Source organism: Bradyrhizobium sp. 613_E4_N2_2 (assembly GCF_052075995.1).
Lineage (GTDB): Bacteria > Pseudomonadota > Alphaproteobacteria > Rhizobiales > Xanthobacteraceae > Bradyrhizobium > Bradyrhizobium barranii.
In genome coordinates this window covers 6,134,629-6,152,745 of sequence record NZ_CP197234.1, presented here as the reverse complement: position 1 = coordinate 6,152,745, position 18,117 = coordinate 6,134,629, and the positions used below count along the sequence as shown (strand labels likewise).

The following is an 18,117-nucleotide window of genomic DNA, read 5'->3' as shown; positions in this document are numbered from 1 at the left end:
GGGTGATCGCTATGCCGCTGCTCGAGGTCGAGAACCTTCAGACCCATTTCCGGACGCCCAGCGGCATCAACCGCGCGGTCGATGGCGTGTCCTTCCATGTCAACGAAGGCGAGACGCTCGCCATCGTCGGCGAGTCCGGCTGCGGCAAGTCGGTGACCTCGATGTCGCTGATGCGGCTGATCCCCGAGCCGCCAGGCAGGATCGCCGGCTCGATCCGCTTCGCGGGAAGGGACCTGCTGCAACTGTCCGACCGCGAGATGCGCGCCATCCGCGGCAACGACATCTCGATGATCTTTCAGGAGCCGATGACGAGCCTCAACCCGGTTCTGACGGTCGGCCGCCAGATCCGCGAAACGCTGATGATCCATCAGGGCCTGGACAAGCAGGCGGCCGAGGCGCATGCGATCGAGATGCTGACGCTGGTCGGCATTCCCGAGCCGAAGCGGCGGGTGCGCGAATATCCGCATCAGCTTTCCGGCGGCATGCGCCAGCGCGTGATGATCGCGATCGCGCTGGCCTGCAATCCAAAACTCCTGATCGCGGACGAGCCGACCACGGCGCTCGACGTGACCATCCAGGCGCAGATCCTGAAGCTGATGCTTGATCTCAAGCGCCGGGTCGGTGCGGCGATCATCCTGATCACCCACGATCTCGGCGTCGTCGCCGAGATCGCCGAGCGCGTCATGGTGATGTATGCCGGCCGCAAGGTCGAGGAGGCGCCCGTGGCCGAGCTGTTCCGCTCGCCGCGCCATCCCTACACGCAGGGCCTGCTCGGCGCCGTGCCGCGGCTCGGCTCCTCGCTAACAGGCACCGCGCGGCGTCTGGCCGAAATCCCGGGGCAGGTGCCTGATCTGCGCAAGCCCATCATTGGCTGCGTCTTCGCCGGCCGCTGCGCGCTCGCGACCGATCTCTGCCGCCAATATGCGCCTGGACTTGAAGAGAAGGCGCCTCGCCACGTCGCCGCCTGCCACTATTCCGCCAAGGGGGCCATCGCGGCATGAGTCCTCCGCTGCTCCAGGTCAACGACCTCAAGAAGCATTTTCCGGTCAAAAAGGGCCTGTTCGGCCGCAAGTCCGAATATGTCTATGCCGTCGACGGTGTGTCCTTCGAGATCGCGAAGGGCGAAACGCTGTCGCTGGTCGGCGAGTCCGGTTGCGGCAAGTCGACGGTCGGCCGCGCCATCCTGCGGCTGTTCGACATCACCGCGGGTCAGGTGATCCTCGACGGCCAGCGCATCGACGACGCACATCCGAGCACGATGCGCCAGATGCGCCGCCGCGTGCAGGTGGTGTTCCAGGATCCGTTCTCGAGCCTCAATCCGCGCATGCGGGTGCGCGACATCCTGGCCGAGCCGATCCGCAATTTTGGCCTCGCCAAATCCGCCGCCGATCTCGAAACCCGTGTGACGGCGCTGATGGACACCGTGCGGCTGCCGCGCGAGGCGCTCAACCGCAGGCCGCACGAATTCTCCGGCGGCCAGCGTCAGCGCATCGGTATCGCGCGGGCGCTCGCAGCCGAGCCCGAGCTGATCGTCTGCGACGAGGCGGTCTCGGCGCTCGACGTCTCGGTCAAGGCGCAGATCGTCAATCTCTTGCAGGATCTTCAGCGCGAGTTCGGCCTGGCGCTGCTGTTCATCAGCCATGACCTCGCAATCGTCGAGCACATGACCCATCGTGTCGCGGTGATGTATCTCGGCAAGATCGTCGAGGTGGCGCCGCGCCGCGAGATCTTTGCCGCGCCAAGGCATCCCTATACCAAGGCGCTGCTCTCCGCGGTCCCGCTGCCCGAGCCCGGCGCCCAGCGCAATCCCATCATCCTCAAGGGGGACGTGCCGAGCCCGATCAACCCGCCGAGCGGGTGCCGCTTCCACACCCGTTGCCCATACGTCTTCGATCGCTGCCGCACGGAGGAGCCGACGCTGCGTTCGACCGGACCCGAGCAATGGGTGGCCTGTCACCTCGAAGAGGCGCCGTAGGCCCTTCAGCCCTGGCGGCGCAGGAAGCCTGTGATCGTGACTTTCTCCCAGATGCCGGCTGCGGCGAAGGGATCGGCGCGGTTGAAGGCTTCGACCTCGGCGCGGCCGGGCGCTTCGATTAGGAACAGGCTGCCGATCATGGTCGCGCCGTCGTCGGAGACCAGCGGCCCAGACATCACGATCTTGACGCCGAAGCGCGATGTGTCGCTCAGAAAGGCCTTGTGGGCGTCGTAATTGGCGAGCCGGGTCGGCAGCGCGCCGGCGCGGTCGAGGGCGTGAATGGCGAACAGCATGATGTCTCCGTTGACGTGTCGGTTTTCTTGTGACGATTCTTGGGACGGCCGCGAAGGCGGCCGTCCGTGCTTGTGATGAGCGGTTGGGCTATTTGGCGCCGAGCTTGCCGGCGTCCTCGAAGGTCGGGCAGGTCCGTTGCTCCAGCGGTACGTCGAACGGCTGGTAATTGTCCTTGGTGATGACGGTCGGCTTCAGCACGATCTCGGAAATGACAGGCTGGTTGCGCAAGCTGCGGATCGCCATCATGGTGCCGAGACACCCTTGCGCAAATCCGTTGTAGTCGCCGCTGGCGAGCAGCTTGCCGGACTTGATCGCGTCGATCGCCTCCTTGGTGCCGTTGATGCCGATCACCTGGGCCTTGCGGTTCGCGCCGTCGAGCGCCTCGATCGCGCCGACCGCCATGGCGTCGTTGGCCGCCAGCACGCCGTCGATCTGCGGGTTCGACTGCATCAGGTTCTCCATGACCTGGAGCGCCTGCAGCCGCTGGTAGTTGCCGGGCTGCGAGGCCAGCAGCTTGGCGCCCGAATTCTCCTTCAGCGCGTCGTTGAAGCCGCGGACGCGATCGACATTGGTCAGCGAGCCCTTGACGCCCTCGATGATGACGATGTTGCCCTTGCCGCCCAGCGTCTTGAGCAGGAAGCGCGCGGTTTCGAGTCCGAGGCTGTAATCGTCGGCGCCGACGAAGGAGAGGAACTTGCCGCCGGCGGAGCGGTCGGTGATGTTGACGACGGGGATTTTCGCCTCGTTGATCTTCTCGACGCCCGGCACCATCGCCTTGTAGTCGACCGGCGTGAACACGATCGCGCTCGGCTTCTTCACCACGACGTCCTCGATCTGGCTGAGCTGCTCGGGGATCGAGTCCGGCTTGGTCGGGATGTACTGCAGCGTCTTCGCGTTCAGCGCTTTCGCCATGTTGTCGGCACCGACCCGCACCGTCTGAAAGAACGGATTGGTCTGGTTCTTGGTGAACACGGCGATGGTCTCGCCGTCGGCGCGCGCCTGTGTCGTGAACGCGGCCGCCATCAGCAGCGGCAGCGCCAAATAACCCATTTTCTGTTTCATGTAGCCTCCATCCCTCATTTTGCTTGTTGGATTTCTAAGAGCTCATTGCGCGCGGCGGCGGGCCTTCATGTCGAGCCAGACCGCGAGAATGACGATGATGCCGGTGACGAGCGGCTGCCAGTTGGCGCTGACCGACAACAGGTTCATGCCGTTCAGCACCAGCGTCAGGATCAGCGCGCCGATGAAGGTTCCGAACACGGTGCCGACACCGCCGAACAGCGAGGTGCCGCCGATCAGCACGGCTGCGATCGCGGGCAGCGTCAGGCTTTCGCCGATGTCGGCTTCGGCGGAATTGAGCCGCGACAGGAAGATGATCGAGGCCAGTCCTGCCATGGTGCCGGATACCGCATAGACCAGCAGCAGGCGGCGCGCGACCGGGATGCCGGAGAGGCGGGCGGCGACCGGATTGGCGCCGATCGCATAGATCTCCTGGCCCCAGATCGTTCGCTGCGCAAACAGCGTCCCGATTCCAAGGAACACCAGCAGCAGGTAGACCGGGATCGGCAGGCCGAACAGATAGCCGCTGCCGATCTGGCGGAAGCCTGCCGGGAAGCCGTGCAGGGTTTCGCCCGCCATGTACCAGTAGGTGAGGCCGTTCAGCACCCAGAGCATGCCATAGGTGGCGATGAAGGAGGGGATGCGCAGAGCGGTGACCATGATGCCGTTGAGCAGGCCAACGATGCCGCCGCAGGCGAGCCCGGTGAGGATGCCGAGCGCCGGCGAACCGGTCTTGTGGATCACGGTGCCGGCGATGCAGGCCGACAGCGCGACATTGGCGCCGACGGAGAGATCGAGGCCGGCGGTGAGCACCACCAGCGTCAGGCCTGAGGCGATGAAGAAGGTCAGGCTCGCTTGTCTCAGCACGTTGAGGATGTTGCCGAGGCTCAGGAACGAGTCGCTGAGCACGGCAAGCACCGCGCAGATCAGCAGCGCTGCGAGCAGGCGGTAGAACACCTGGATTGCGTCCTGCGACAGGAACGAGCGGGGCGGCGAGAGGGCCTCTTTGGAGATGTCGGTCATGCGCGGCTCCGGAGGCCGTCGAGGAAGAGAGCGACGATGACGAGGACGCCGACGCTTGCGACCTGCACCGAGGAGGGCATCGAGATCAGGTTGAGCCCATTGCGAAGCACGCCGACCGCGATCACGCCGAGCAACGTGCCGAGCAGCCAGCCATTGCCGCGCTCGAACGAGGTACCGCCGACCGCGACCGCGGCGATGGCGTCGAATTCGAGACCGAGGCCGGCGGTCGGATGGCCGGAATTCATGCGCGCGGTCATCAGCAGGCCGGCAATGCCGGCCATGGCGCCGCCGATCGCGTAGACCGCGATCAGCAGCTTGTTCGGCGAGAGGCCGGCATAGCGCAGCGCCTCGCGGTTGCCGCCAAGCGCGAAGATGTAGGTGCCGAAGCGGGTATGGTAGAGCAGTCCGTGGAAGGCAGCATAGGTCACCAGCGCCATCACGATGGGCACTGGCACGCCCAGAAGCGTCGCCGAATAGATGTCGCGCACGCTGTGGGGAATGCCGACCACGCTCTGGCCGTCGCTGACGATCAGCGACAGGCCTTGTGCCATGCCGAGCGTGCCGAGCGTCGCGACGAAGGGCGGGATGCCAAGGATCGCAACCAGCCAGCCGTTGGCCACGCCGAAGGCCGCGCCGACGAGAAGCCCGGCGCCGAGGCCCAGCAGCATCGACTTGGTCGCGAGCGACACGATGGCGACGCAGAGCGAGGTCAGCGTCAGCACCGCGCCCATCGACAGGTCCAGCCCCTCGGTCATGATGATCAAGGTCATCGGCAGCGCCAGCATGGTCAGGATGGTCGACTGCACCAGTACGTTGGAGAGGTTGGCGACCGACAGGAATCCGGGCGCGATCGCGCTGAACAGGGCGATCAGCAGCACCAAGACGATGGCAACGCCGGGAATGCGTTGCAGCGGATTGGGTTGAGAGACGACCGCGGCTTCACGCATGATGCATCCCCAGTCGCACGATGTTCTCCTCGGTCAGTTCGCTGCGGGTCAGGTGTCCGGCGATGCGACCCTCCCGCATCACATAGGCACGGTCGCAGACATGGCAGATCTCGACCTGCTCGGACGAGATCATCAAGGCCGCCGCGCCTTCGGCGACCAGCCGGTCGATCAGCGCAAAGATCTCGGACTTGGCGCCGATGTCGATGCCGCGCGTCGGCTCGTCGAAGATGAAGAGCTTTGAGCCGGCCGCCAGCCATTTGCCGATCACGACCTTCTGCTGGTTGCCGCCCGAGAGCAGGCCGACAATCTGGCGCGCGCTTGGCGTTGCGATGCGGAGCTGCCGGATCAGGCCGTCGGAGGTGCGCTGCGCGCTGCGCTGGTCGAACAGGCCGCTCGGGAACAGTTTTCGCAGCGCGGACACCACCAGATTGTCGCTCACCGACCGCAGCAGGGCGAGGCCCTCGCTCTTGCGGCTCTCCGGGATCAGCGCGATGCCGCGGCGGGCGGCAAGATCAGGCTCGCCGGAGATGGCCTTGCCGTCGAAAATGATCTCGCCTGACGTCACGGCATCGGCGCCGAAGATGGCACGGGCGACCTCGCTGCGGCCGGAACCGACCAGGCCGCACAGGCCGACGATCTCGCCCCGGCGCACCTCGATGTTGATGTCGGAAATGCCGGTCGACGAGCTCAAGCCCTTGACCTCGAGTAGCAGCTCGCCGGGCTTGTCGGCAAAATTGCGCGGGTAAGTCATGTCTACGTTGCGGCCGACCATCATGCGGACGAGCTGGTCCGGCGTGACGTCGGCAGGGCGAACGCCGTCGATGCGGCGGCCGTCGCGCATCACCGTGATGCGGTCGCCGAGCGCGAACACCTCCGCCATGCGGTGCGAGATATAGACGATCGATACGCCGTCGGCCTTCAGCCGCGCGATCAGAGCAAACAGCAGCTCGGTCTCGCGGTCGGACAGCGCCGCCGTCGGCTCGTCCATGACCAGGATGCGCGCGTCCTGGCTGATCGCCTTCGCGATCTCGACCATCTGCTGCTGCGCCACCCCTAACTTGTCGACGGTGGTGGAGGGATCGATGTCGAACCCGATCGTGCCGAGCACGCGCCTGGCGTCGGCCAGGATCTTGCGGCGGTCGATGGTGCCGGGAATGCGGCCCTTCGGCTCGCGGCCGAGGAAGATGTTCTGGGCGATATCGAGATGGGGGACCAGCGAGAATTCCTGGAAGATCACGGCAATGCCGAGCTTCTGCGCATCCGCGGTCGAAGAGATCGCGACCTTGTCGCCCTTGTAGTAGAACTCGCCGGCATCGGCGCGGTAGGCGCCGCACAGCACCTTCATCAGGCTCGACTTGCCGGCGCCGTTCTCCCCCAACAGCATATGGACTTCGCCGGGGAAGACGGCAAAGGAAACATCATCCAGCGCCTTGACGCCGGGAAACTCCTTGCTGATGCCGCGCAGCTCCAGCAGAGGCGCGGGTGAGGCGGGCTCGATAGCCAATGCGGCGCTGCTCATGCGTGCACTCCGCTCGCGAAGATCTTTCCGGGATTCATCAGTCCATCAGGATCGAGCGCGGTCTTGATCGATCGCATCACATCGACGGCTTCGCCGAGCTCGTCGGTGAGATAATCGATCTTGCCGAGCCCGATACCATGCTCGCCGGTGCAGGTGCCGTCCATCGCGATGGCCCGGGCGACCATGCGGGCCTGAAGCGCCTTGGCGCCCTCGGCCTCATCCGGCTTGGCCGGGTCGATCAGGATCAGCATATGGAAATTGCCGTCGCCGACATGGCCGACGATCGGGGCGGTAAAACCGTGCTCGTCGGCGTCGCGTCTGGTCTCGGTCAGGCACTCCGCCAGCCGCGAGATCGGCACGCAGACATCGGTGATCACGGCGCGCGCGCCGGGCCGCAAGCCCAGGCCCGCATAAAGCGTGTTGTCGCGGGCATGCCAGAGCCGGCTGCGGTCTTCCTGCGCCTTCGCCCAGGCAAAACCATGGCCGCCATGGTCGGCCGCGATCGCCTGCGCGGCTTCGGCCTGCTCGGCAACTGAGGTCTCGGAGCCGTGGAATTCGAAGAACAAAGTGGGGGCTTCGCGATAGCCGAGCTTTGCGTAGGCGTTGATGCCGCGCATCATGACGTCGTCGAGCAACTCGATGCGTGCCACGGGGATCGCGGACTGGATCACGGAGATCGCGGTGTTCACGGCATCGTGCAGGGTGTCGAAGCTGCAGACCGCGGCCGAGATCGCCTGCGGAACGGGATGCACCTTCAGGGTGATCTCGGTGATGATGCCAAGGGTGCCCTCCGCGCCGACGAACATCCGCGTCAGGTCATAACCGGCGGCCGACTTGCGTGCTCGCCTGGCGGTGCGGATCACGCGGCCGTCGGCCAGCACTACCTCGAGCGCCATGACGTTGTCCTTCATGGTGCCGTAGCGCACCGCCATGGTGCCGGACGCGCGCGTGGACGTCATGCCGCCGATCGAGGCGTCGGCGCCGGGGTCGATCGGAAAGAAAAGTCCGGTGCCGCGCAGCTCGGCATTGAGCTGTTTTCGGGTGATGCCCGGCTGCACCACGACGTCCATGTCGCTGTCATGCACCGTCAGCACCTTGTTCATGCGCGCGAAGTCGAAGCAGACGCCGCCGGCGACTGCGGCCGCATTGCCTTCGAGCGAGGTGCCCGCGCCGAACGGAACGATCGGCATGCCCGCGCTGGCGCAGAGCTTCACGATCTCGGCGACCTCCTGCGTCGTTTCAGGGAAGACCACGATATCAGGCGGCAAATTGCGATAATGCGATTCGCTCTGCCCGTGCTGATCGAGCACGCCGCGCGCAACGCTCGCGCGCGGGCCGATCATGCCGGTGAGGCGATCGGCCAATATGCTCGTGCTGACCCGCGGTCCCATCCTCAGCTCCCGTCTGCTCCCTGTCGTCGGACTCTTGTTCGGTCCGCCGTCGCTCAAGCTTAGGCGGCTCTCGCGTTGCTCGCGACCTGCTTCAGGCCGAAATCGTAATTGAGGTGGAAATAGTCGCGCTCCACCATGCGACCATCCGGCGCACGGCCGGCAGGATGGCCTGTGAATTCGCGGATCAGGCTGTCCTTGACGCCGAACACCACATCGCTGTCGAGGTATTTGTCACCGGCGACGAACACATGGGTCACGAGCTGCTCGAAACCGGGCGCCGAGATCATGAAATGGACATGCGCGGGACGCCAGGGATGGCGGCCCTGGACCTCCAGCATCTCGCCGACAGGGCCGTCATGCGGGATCGGATACGCCGCCGGCTTGATCGACCAGAAATGGAAACGGCCGTTGGCGTCGGTATGGAAGCGCGCGCGCATCGCGAGATCGCCGATGTCGTCGAGCTGCTGCACGTCGTAATAGCCGTCATCGTCGGAATGCCAGACATCCACGATGGCGCCCGCAAGCGGTTGTCCGTCGACGGTCGAGACCGAGCCTGTGACCAGCATCGGATCGCCTTCCATCGGGCCGGAGATATCGGCGCCGCTGTCCTTCTCCGGCGCGGCCTGGACGAAGAATGGGCCGAGCACCGTCGTCTCGGTCGCGCCTTCCGGCACCGGATGGTTGATCGCGTCGACCAGCATGGAGACGCCGAGCGTGTCGGATAGCAGGATGAACTCCTGGCGCTTGTCGTCGCACATGTGCCCGGTGCGGGTCAGGAAATCGATGCCGTATTCCCATTCCTTCTGGGTCGGCCGGACCTCGCGGACGAAGGCATGAAGGTGGCGCACTAGCGCTTCGCTGACCTCCTTGATGCGCGGATCGGTCGCGTCCTTGATCCGCTCCAGCACCGCGTCCGTTATCGTAGTCTCGTTGAAGTTGCGCATAGGTGTCTCCGCGATCAGAGTTTGGGTTCGCCAAGCCCGGACAGACGTTCCAGGTGCTTGACGGTCGCGATGAAGTCGGTGTCGCCGTCGCCCTGCGCGACCAGCGAGCCATAGGTCTCGCGCACCTGCGCTGCGAGCTGCAAGGGTACGCCTACGGCATGGCCGGCGCCGAGGATGAGATCGAGGTCCTTGGCCATCTGCTTGCATGAGAAAGTCGACTCGAAGTCGCGTGTCCGCAGCGGCTCGGTCTTGTACTTCACCATCGGCGAGGCCACCGCGCTATCGTCGAGCACCTTCAAGATGTCCTGCCAGGCGATGCCGCCCTTGCGCGCCAGCGCCAGGCTCTCGGCCATCATCGCCGCCGAGACCGCGATCATCAGATTGACCGAGAGCTTTGCGTAGCGGGCTTCCTCGGCCGGCCCGAGATAGGTCTGGGCGCGGGTGAAGGCGGCGAACAGCGTCTTGGCGTTCTCGAAGGCATCCTTCGGCCCGGAGACGAAGCAGGTCAGGGCACCGGTATGAACGATGCTGGCATTGCCCGAGACCGGCGAACGCAGATAGGCAATGCCGCGCGCCTGTGCAGCGGCCGCAACTTCGGTGGAGGCCTCGACGCTCACGGTGCTGGTCTCGATCAGAACAGATCCAGCAGCCATCGCGGCGATCAGGCCGGCTGGGTCGAGCAACGCGCCGCGCAAGGCTGCGTCATCGGGCAGGGACGTGATGATCGCGGCCTTGCCGCTCACGGCCTCGGCCGGCGAAGCGGCAATCGAAATGCCTTGCGCACGCGCCTCGTTGACCCGGGCTGCGCTCTGATCGAATGCGGTCACGGCGTAGCCGGCCTTGGCGACGAGCGCCGACATCGGCAGGCCCATCTTGCCGATCCCGATGAAAGTGACATTCCTTGAAGCGTCGGTCATTGATCTCATCCATTGGCGCCTTCAGGCGGCGCGTCCCTGTCGTTCGATGTCCTGCACCAGCCGCCGGCCGGATTGGGCCAGCAGGTCCTTCTTCGTCTCCAGCCCCTCGATCAGCAGCTGGCCGTGCCGCTTCTTCCAGGTGCCGCCGATCATGACTGCCTCGATATTGGCGAGGCTCGTCTGCATCACGACCGTCGCGACGGGATCGTGCACCGGGACAAGGTTGAGATCGGATGCGTTGATGATGACGAGGTCAGCGAGCTTGCCCGGCGTCAGCGAGCCGATCTGGCCTTCGCGGCCGAGCATGCGGGCGCCTTCGGTCGTGATCCAGCGCAGCGCTTCGCGGACGGGGATCGTGGTCGTCGCCGGAATGGTGCCGCTCACTTGACGCGACTCCGCATTGTCGAGCGCTCGCTGCATCGACAGCGCGACGCGGGCGACGGAGAAGAGATCGCCGGCCAGCACGGATTCCAGGTCGATCCCGATGGTCGGGCGCACGCCGCGCTTGAGCAGCCGGCCGGTGATCGGAAAACCGTGGCCCTGGATCATCTCGTTCTCCGGCGTCACCGAGAAGGAGACGCCGAGGTCGACCATCTTGTCGAGGAGATCGTCGGGCAGATCGTTGCCATGAACGATGTTGATGCCGGCGCCGACGAGGCCGGCCTCGATCAGCTTCTCCCAGCCGCCGGGTGTCTTGGCCGGACCGCCGCCTTGATGCATGGATGCGATCAGGTTGAGCTCGCGCGCCAGGCGGAAGTCGTGCATCGCGACGTCGAGCGTCGAATAATGCGGGCCGAGAATGGCAAGCCCGAGCGTAACGAGGCCGTCGCGGTCGGCGAGGGGACCTGCCAGCAGCCGCTCGACTTCGCGGCGCGGATGCGGAATCTCGGAGAAATGCGGCTCGCCGGGCTTCGGCTCGGGTTTTGGCGAGCCGTGGAAGAAGGCGGCACGGATGCCGCTCTCGATCAGGCCGCGCACGGCGGCGTCGGTATGAGCGGGGGTCGGATTGTTGTGGCACCAATCGACCAGCGTGGTGGTGCCGCAATTGATCTGGTTCAGCGCACCGACGAGGGTCGCAATGTAGATGTCGCTGGGCCGGAACACGGTCGCGAGCCCGGCATGCATGCGACGGAAATATTCCAGCAGCGTCCAGTTCGCGGCATAGCCGCGCAATGCCGTCTGCCAGGTGTGCATATGCGCGTTGATCAGGCCGGGGATGACGATCCGGCCGTTGCCGTCCACGATCTCGGTTTCGGAAGCGCCGCTGCCGAGCTCGATCGATGGGCGCACATCGACGATGCGGCCGCCCTCGACCAGCAAATCGCCGGTGTTGAGATCGCCAATCGCATCATCCATGCTGATGATGACCGCGGATTTGATCAGCGTGCGCCGCATCGCTTCAGGCCGCCGCTTTGGTGGTAACAGGCGGCTCGCCGGCCCAGGCGCGGGCGATCAGCTCGCGGATCGCGTTGCGCTCGAGCGGGCGCGGATTCCAGTAGGCGTTGGTGACGGCGAGATCAGCCGCCTTGTCGATGCCGCTTTCGGGCATGCCGATGTCGCGCAACGCCAGCTTCGCACCCAGCCGCTTCGCGAGGTCGTAGAGCCCCTGGGGCGCGTCGGCCGCGCCGATCGCGCGCGAGATCCGCGCCATGGCATCGGGCACCGCCGGTGCGTTGTAGGCCACCGCATGCGAAAGCACGATGGTGTGGGTTTCGGCATGCGGCAGATCGAAGGTGCCGCCGAGCGTGTGGCAGAGCTTGTGATGCAGCGCCATGCCGACGGTGCCGAGGCAGACGCCGCACAGCCAGGCGCCGTAGAGTGCCTCGGTGCGAGCCTCGCGGTCATCGCTTTTGGCCGCAATCGCGGGCAGGGCGCGGGCCAGCGCGCGGATGCCTTCTTCCGCCATCAGCGATGTCACGGGATTGGTGTCGCGCGCATAGAGCGCTTCCACCGCATGCGCGATCGCGTTGATGCCGGATGTTGCAGCGAGGCTCGCCGGCAGCGTCAGGGTGAGATCGACGTCGTAGATCACGGTCTCGGGCAGCACGGCTGCGTCGCGTACCGTGGTCTTCAGGCCGTTCTCGGTCTGGCCGACGATCGGCGTCATCTCCGAGCCGGCATAGGTGGTGGGAATGCAGAGCTGGTTGACGCCGGTGCGCAAGGCCAGCGCCTTGCCAAGGCCGGTGGTCGAGCCGCCGCCGAGCGAGACGACGCAATCGGCCTCGCATGCCTTCATCGCCGCGAGCGCGCGCTCCGTGACCTCGACCGGCGTATGCATGGTCGCGCCGGGAAAGATGCCGGCAAAAAGCGAACCGAGTGCGGCCCCCAGGCTCTTGCCTTGCGCCTCCTGCTGCGGCGTCGTCAGCACCAGCGCGCGCTTGCCGCCGAGCCGCTCGACCTCGGCCCTGGCGGAGGCCAGCGTTCCGCTGCCGAACACGACGCGGCAGGGCAGGTTTTCAAAGGTGAACGAACCGATCATGCGCCGGTCTCTTTGATGGGATAATCGACCTGGAAGCGTCCGATCCGCAAGTCGCCCAGCGCCTCGCGGACGCGCAAATGTTCGGGGTGGGTGGCATAGGCGGCGAGTGCGGCCTGGTCGGTGAATTCGGAGAACAGCACCACGTCGCAGGCGTAATCGACATCGCTGACGTCAACGCCGACCTCGATGTGGGTGAGGCCGTCGATCCGGCCGCGCAGGCCCTCGAACAGGGTCTTGACCTTCACCCGGGCGGCAGACCGCTCTTGGGGGGTCTCCCCGCGCAGCCGCCACATCACGATGTGCCTGATCGGGCCCGACATTTCCCTGTTTCCTCGCCTGCTATCTTGCTTGTGTTCTGGCCATTTTGACTTGCGGGATGTGGAAATAAAGGTCAATATTTGTAAGTCTCTTTTTCTAAAAGTGGAAAAATGGATCGCCTGCTGCAATTGGAGGTGTTCTCCAAGACGGCCGAGCTCGGCAGCCTGTCAAAAGCCGCCGAGGCCTTGCGCATGTCGAATGCGGCGGCGAGCCGCCATCTCAGCGCGCTCGAGGAACGCCTTGCGGTCAGGCTGATCGAGCGCAACACACGCAGGCTGTGGTTGACGGAGGCGGGGCAGGAGCTGCTGGAGCGCTCCAGCCGGGTGCTGAGCGAACTGGCGGAGGCTGAGGACATCGTCAGCGATCGTGCGCTGTCGCCGCAGGGCACGCTGCGGGTCACGAGCTCGCTGTCCTTTGCGGTGATCTATCTGGCGCCGATGCTGCCGGCCTTCCGCGCGCGCTATCCGAAGCTCAACATGCAGATCACGACCGCCAACCGCTATCCCGATTTCATCGAGGCCGGCATCGATGTGGCGATCCGGACGCGCGAGCAGGAGCCGGATTCGAACATCATCGTCCGCCGCATCGGCCAGATGAGGCGCGTGCTTGCCGCCGCGCCCTCCTATCTCGCAAGCGCCGGCGAGCCGGAGCAGCCCGCCGATCTCGCGCGTCACAACATGCTGGTCTACAATCTCGCGAACGATCCCTATTCGCTGCGCCTGCGCAAAAGCCATGGCGCGCAGACCGTCCGCATCACGCCGACGCTCGACAGCAATGACGGCCAGGTCATTCGCGGCGCGGCGCTGGCAGGGCTCGGCATCCTCATCCAGCCGCTCTACATCGTTCAAAGCGACATCGCGGCGGGCCGTCTCGTCCCGGTGCTGGTGGATTGGGAGCTGCCACTGCTCACCATGAACATCGCATACCAGAACCGCGCCGGGCTGCCCGCCAAGATCAGGGCCTTTTCCGACTTCCTCGTCACCCACATCCGCGAGCATTCGGAGCCGGGCATCTGGATGGACGCGACGAAGTGAGCGGGTAGCAGCCATGTATCTCGGCATCGATCTCGGCACCTCGGCGGTCAAGACCGTTCTCGTCGACGGCGCCCAGCGTGTGATTGCGAGCGAGAGCCGGCCGTTGACGACGGCGTCGCCGCTATCAGGCTATTTCGAGCAGGACCCCGCGCAGTGGATCGATGCAACCTTCGCCACGCTGGATGCCTTGAAGGCGACGCATGCCGGCGAGTTGGCGGCCGTCGAGGGCATTGGACTGTCCGGCCAGATGCATGGCGCCACGCTGCTCGATGCGAGCTCAAGACCGTTGCGGCCCTGCATCCTCTGGAACGACGGACGCTCCGCCGCCGAGTGTCGTGTCCTGGAGCGACGCTGGCCCGCCTTGCGCGCGACATCGGGCAACAAGGCGATGCCGGGATTCACCGCGCCGAAGCTGCTCTGGATCGCGACGCACGAGCCCGAAATCTTTGCGGCGACGAAACTCGTTCTGCTGCCAAAGGCCTATCTGCGCCTGGTGCTGAGCGGCGAGGCCATCGAGGACGTCTCGGATGCATCGGGATCGCTGTGGCTCGACGCCGCGCGCCGGGACTGGTCGGACGCAGCACTCGCAGCGACCGGCCTGTCGCGCGATCACATGCCGCGTCTGGTCGAGGGATGCGCGCCCGCGACCACGCTGCGCGGCGAGCTGGCGCGGCGTTGGGGCATGACCGGACAGCCGGTGATCGCGGGCGGTGCCGGCGACAATCCGGCAGGCGCCGTCGGCATCGGCGCGATCCGGCCGGGAACCGCGTTCGTGTCTCTGGGAACCTCGGGTGCCTTGCTGGCACCGACCAGCAGAATCGCTGCCAACCCGGACCGCGCGGTGCATACGTTCTGCCACGCCATTCCCGGCATGTGGATTCAGGCCGGCGCGATCCTCTCGGCCGCCTCCTGCCTGGCCTGGATCGCGCGCCTGTTCGGCGCCACCGAGGCCGAGTTGCTGGCGCCGCTTGGATTGCGCCCGCAGGCGCCGTCGCCTGTGAGCTTCCTGCCTTATCTGGCGGGTGAGCGGACACCGCACGATGATCCCGCCGTGCGCGGCATGCTGGATGGTTTGAGCCATGGCACCGATCGCGGGTCGATCGTGCAGGCGGTGCTCGAGGGCGTTGCCTTCGCGCTTGCCGATTGCCGCGACGCGCTCGCGGATGCCGGCATCGCCATGACGGAAGCCGACGCCATTGGCGGTGGTTCACGGTCCGGGTTCTGGCTCTCGGTGCTGGCAAACGTGCTGAATGTTCCGGTCCATCGCTTTGCCGGAGGCGAGACCGGCGCGGCGTTCGGTGCGGCGAGATTGGGGCGGCTTGCTGTCACCGGTGAGGCGATCGCCGCCGTGTGCACGCGGCCGCAGCGCATCGAGACGTTCGAACCCGACGCAAGACTGGTCGATGCCTATGCCGAGCGGCTTCCCGCCTGGCGCGAACTGTATCGGCCGCGCCACTAGCATCGCCTCGACGTTGCATTCCCGTGTGTTCGGTATTGCTCTGTGCCGCGGCCTTTTGTTTAATGCGTGAACCGCGCTGACAAAATGATTGAGACGCGGGTAGGAAACGCATTGTGCGTCGGGAGGCACGATGAACGATCCGATCCTCGAGATGCGTGGGGTCTCAAAATCCTTCTTTGGCATCAAGGCGCTGCGTTCCGTCGATCTCACCGTCTATGCCGGCGAAATTCATGCCCTGATGGGTGAGAACGGCGCCGGAAAGTCGACGCTGATGAAGATCTTGTCCGGCGCCTACAGGCCCGATCCCGGCGGCGAGATCCGGATCGAAGGAAGCCCGGTACGGATCGAAGGTCCGCTCGGCGGCCGCGCGGCGGGCATCTCCATCATCTACCAGGAGCTGTCGTTGGCTCCCAATCTCACTGTTGCCGAGAATATCTATCTCGGCCGGGAGCTATCGCGAGCAGGTTTGCTGGCACGCGGCGCCATGCGCGAGGGCGTCGGCCCCATCCTGAAACGGCTGGGCGCAGACTTCCTGCCGTCGACGCTGGTGGCGCACCTCTCCATGGGCCAGCGGCAACTGGTCGAGATCGCGCGTGCGCTGCACGTCAGATCAAAAATCCTGATCATGGATGAGCCGACCACGGCGTTGTCGGCCGGCGAGAGCGCGCGGCTGTTCGCGCTGATCCGCCAGCTTCGCGCCGAGGGGCTTGCCATCATCTACATCTCGCATCGCATGGACGAGGTCTACGCGCTCGGCGACCGCGTCACCGTGCTGCGCGACGGCCGGCTGGTCGGGGCGCTCGACAAGCAGGACATCCGCGCCGACACCATCGTTCGGCTAATGGTCGGGCGTGACGTCTCCTCGTTCTACAAGAAGGATCATGATCCGGAGGCGGGGCGGGGGCATCCCGTGCTCGCAGCGATCGACATGGCCGATGGCCGGCGCGTCAAGGGCTGCTCGCTGACCGTGCATGCGGGCGAGGTGGTCGGCCTCGCCGGCCTGATCGGCGCGGGTCGCACCGAGCTTGCGCATCTCATCATTGGCGCAGCGCCCAGGACCTCCGGCCGTGTCGAGCTGGAAGGACGCCTGGTCGATATCCGCACGCCGGGTGAGGCGCTCGACATCGGCGTCGCCTATCTGACCGAGGACCGCAAGGCGCTCGGCCTGTTCCTGGACATGTCATGCCTGGACAACATCAACCTCGCGGTGCTCGGCCGGGATGCCCGGATCGGTTACATCCTCGACCGCGACAAGGCCCGCGACCGCGCCAACAGGGCGTTCGCCGCGCTCGGCATTCGTGCCGCCGATATCAACGTTACCGTCGGCGCGCTGTCCGGCGGCAACCAGCAGAAGGTGCTGCTGTCGCGCCTGCTTGCGACCACGCCAAAGGTCCTGATCCTCGATGAGCCGACGCGCGGCGTGGATGTCGGCGCCAAGTCCGAGATCTATTCGATCATCGACAATCTTGCCAAATCCGGCACCGCGATCCTCGTGATCTCGTCCGATCTGCCCGAGATCATCGGCATCTGCGACCGCGTCGTCGTTATGCGGGCAGGGCATATCGCCGGTGAAATCGAGCGTGGCGCGACGTCGCCCCTGAACCAGGAAGACATCATGGCGCTCGCCACGGGGATGGAGCAACTCGATGCATGACGGCTCTCCAAAAACGGACACCGCCGCCGCCGCGGGCCTCGCGGCCGCACAAGAGACGAAGCGTCAGCGCATAAGGCTTCTGATCCGCGCCGCCGGCATGCTGCCGGTGTTGTTGATCTTGTGCGGCGGCTTCCATTTTCTGTCGGAGGGCCGCTTCTTCACCGGACAAAATCTCGGCATCGTGTTGCAGCAGGCCGCAGTGAACACCGTGCTCGCCGCAGGCATGACCTTCGTCATCCTCACCGGCGGCATCGACCTCTCGGTCGGCTCGATCCTGGCGGCGTCCGCGATGGCCGGGTTGACGCTCTCCAAGCTGCCGGAGCTCGGGATGCTGTGGCTGCCGGCCGCGCTGCTCACGGGCCTCGGCTTCGGCGTCATCAACGGCGCGCTGATTGCACTCCTTCGCCTGCCGCCTTTCATCGTCACGCTCGGCTCTCTCACCGCCGTACGCGGCCTGGCGCGACTGCTCGGGGCCGACACCACCGTCTTCAATCCTTCCATTCCCTATGCCTTCATTGGCAACGGCTCGCTGACGCTCGTTCCCGGCGTCGCGTCGATCCCGTGGCTCTCGGTGATCGCCTTGCTCGTCATCCTCGTCTCGTGGCTGGTGCTGCGCCGGACCGTGCTCGGCGTGCACATCTATGCGGTGGGCGGCAATGAAAGCGCGGCGCGGCTTGCCGGCATCAAGGTCTGGGCCGTGCTGATCTTCGTCTACGGCATCTCGGGACTCTTCGCCGGGCTCGGCGGCGCCATGCAGGCAGCGCGGCTCTATGCGGCCAACGGTCTCCAGCTCGGTCAGTCCTACGAGCTCGATGCGATCACCGCCGTGATCCTGGGCGGCACGTCGTTCGTCGGCGGCATCGGCTCGATCTGGGGCACGCTGGTCGGCGCGCTGATCATCGCCGTCCTGTCGAACGGCCTGATCCTCGTCGGCGTCTCGGACATCTGGCAATATGTGATCAAGGGCCTGGTGATCATCGGCGCCGTGGCGCTGGACCGCTATCGGCTGCAAGGCTCCGCCAGAACCTGAAAGGGTTCGGCGCGCACCTGAGTGCGCATGGTGTGATGCGAGGTTCCGCTGCGGCAACTGGTCTGCCGTGCCGG

The 18,117-nt window shown here is 65.8% G+C and carries 17 protein-coding genes; 6 read left to right on the top strand and 11 right to left on the bottom strand.

Annotated elements, in window-relative coordinates:
• The first annotated feature begins 11 nt into the window (after positions 1-11).
• Complete coding sequence (locus AB7290_RS29530) at positions 12-1,001, top strand: ABC transporter ATP-binding protein (RefSeq protein ID WP_085403157.1); 990 nt, start codon at positions 12-14, stop codon at positions 999-1,001.
• Entirely contained in the window at positions 998-1,975 is a 978-nt protein-coding gene (locus tag AB7290_RS29525) for an ABC transporter ATP-binding protein (RefSeq protein WP_014496506.1), read from the top strand. Before AB7290_RS29530 ends, AB7290_RS29525 begins: the two co-directional genes overlap by 4 nt.
• A gap of 5 nt (positions 1,976-1,980) precedes the next feature.
• On the opposite strand, the gene AB7290_RS29520 is transcribed toward AB7290_RS29525, so the two are convergent.
• From AB7290_RS29520 to AB7290_RS29470, 11 genes are all read right to left on the bottom strand, one after another.
• The gene (locus AB7290_RS29520; protein WP_085403158.1) at positions 1,981-2,268 is read right to left on the bottom strand and encodes a YciI family protein; all 288 of its coding nucleotides are present in this window, start codon (positions 2,266-2,268) and stop codon (positions 1,981-1,983) included.
• A gap of 88 nt (positions 2,269-2,356) precedes the next feature.
• Positions 2,357-3,331, bottom strand: a complete 975-nt coding sequence (locus AB7290_RS29515; RefSeq protein WP_071915426.1) for a sugar ABC transporter substrate-binding protein — start codon at positions 3,329-3,331, stop codon at positions 2,357-2,359.
• Positions 3,332-3,373: 42 nt separating this feature from the next.
• Positions 3,374-4,351: an ABC transporter permease gene (locus AB7290_RS29510; RefSeq protein ID WP_085403159.1), complete on the bottom strand. Its 978-nt coding sequence runs from the start codon at positions 4,349-4,351 to the stop codon at positions 3,374-3,376.
• The gene (locus tag AB7290_RS29505) at positions 4,348-5,298 is read right to left on the bottom strand and encodes an ABC transporter permease (RefSeq protein ID WP_071915425.1); all 951 of its coding nucleotides are present in this window, start codon (positions 5,296-5,298) and stop codon (positions 4,348-4,350) included. Before AB7290_RS29505 ends, AB7290_RS29510 begins: the two co-directional genes overlap by 4 nt.
• Positions 5,291-6,817 carry a sugar ABC transporter ATP-binding protein gene (locus AB7290_RS29500; protein WP_085403160.1) on the bottom strand — a complete coding sequence of 509 codons (1,527 nt, stop codon included), beginning with the start codon at positions 6,815-6,817 and terminating at the stop codon, positions 5,291-5,293. The genes AB7290_RS29505 and AB7290_RS29500 overlap by 8 nt, the downstream gene beginning before the upstream one ends.
• A complete protein-coding gene (locus tag AB7290_RS29495; protein ID WP_085403161.1) occupies positions 6,814-8,208 on the bottom strand; it encodes an FAD-linked oxidase C-terminal domain-containing protein in 1,395 nt (464 codons plus the stop codon). The genes AB7290_RS29500 and AB7290_RS29495 overlap by 4 nt, the downstream gene beginning before the upstream one ends.
• A 59-nt stretch (positions 8,209-8,267) precedes the next feature.
• Positions 8,268-9,152, bottom strand: a complete 885-nt coding sequence (locus AB7290_RS29490; RefSeq protein ID WP_028155718.1) for an intradiol ring-cleavage dioxygenase — start codon at positions 9,150-9,152, stop codon at positions 8,268-8,270.
• Between the two features lie 14 nt (positions 9,153-9,166).
• Complete coding sequence (locus tag AB7290_RS29485) at positions 9,167-10,069, bottom strand: NAD(P)-dependent oxidoreductase (protein WP_085403162.1); 903 nt, start codon at positions 10,067-10,069, stop codon at positions 9,167-9,169.
• 21 nt (positions 10,070-10,090) lie between these two features.
• Positions 10,091-11,464 carry an amidohydrolase family protein gene (locus AB7290_RS29480; RefSeq protein ID WP_085403163.1) on the bottom strand — a complete coding sequence of 458 codons (1,374 nt, stop codon included), beginning with the start codon at positions 11,462-11,464 and terminating at the stop codon, positions 10,091-10,093.
• A gap of 4 nt (positions 11,465-11,468) precedes the next feature.
• Positions 11,469-12,548: a maleylacetate reductase gene (locus AB7290_RS29475; RefSeq protein WP_085403164.1), complete on the bottom strand. Its 1,080-nt coding sequence runs from the start codon at positions 12,546-12,548 to the stop codon at positions 11,469-11,471.
• Complete coding sequence (locus AB7290_RS29470) at positions 12,545-12,868, bottom strand: Dabb family protein (RefSeq protein ID WP_085403165.1); 324 nt, start codon at positions 12,866-12,868, stop codon at positions 12,545-12,547. The genes AB7290_RS29475 and AB7290_RS29470 overlap by 4 nt, the downstream gene beginning before the upstream one ends.
• A gap of 108 nt (positions 12,869-12,976) precedes the next feature.
• Here AB7290_RS29470 and AB7290_RS29465 point away from each other — a divergent pair, with 108 nt between their 5' ends.
• The 4 genes from AB7290_RS29465 to AB7290_RS29450 all read left to right on the top strand — a co-directional run bounded on the left by AB7290_RS29465 (position 12,977) and on the right by AB7290_RS29450 (position 18,043).
• Entirely contained in the window at positions 12,977-13,900 is a 924-nt protein-coding gene (locus AB7290_RS29465) for a LysR family transcriptional regulator (protein ID WP_028147172.1), read from the top strand.
• Positions 13,901-13,913: 13 nt separating this feature from the next.
• Positions 13,914-15,359: a xylulokinase gene (gene xylB, locus AB7290_RS29460; RefSeq protein WP_085403166.1), complete on the top strand. Its 1,446-nt coding sequence runs from the start codon at positions 13,914-13,916 to the stop codon at positions 15,357-15,359.
• A 130-nt stretch (positions 15,360-15,489) separates the two neighbouring features.
• Positions 15,490-17,013, top strand: a complete 1,524-nt coding sequence (locus tag AB7290_RS29455; protein WP_085403167.1) for a sugar ABC transporter ATP-binding protein — start codon at positions 15,490-15,492, stop codon at positions 17,011-17,013.
• Positions 17,006-18,043 (top strand): ABC transporter permease subunit, encoded by a 1,038-nt coding sequence (locus AB7290_RS29450; RefSeq protein ID WP_085403168.1) that lies wholly within the window; start codon positions 17,006-17,008, stop codon positions 18,041-18,043. The genes AB7290_RS29455 and AB7290_RS29450 overlap by 8 nt, the downstream gene beginning before the upstream one ends.
• The last annotated feature ends 74 nt before the right edge of the window (positions 18,044-18,117 follow it).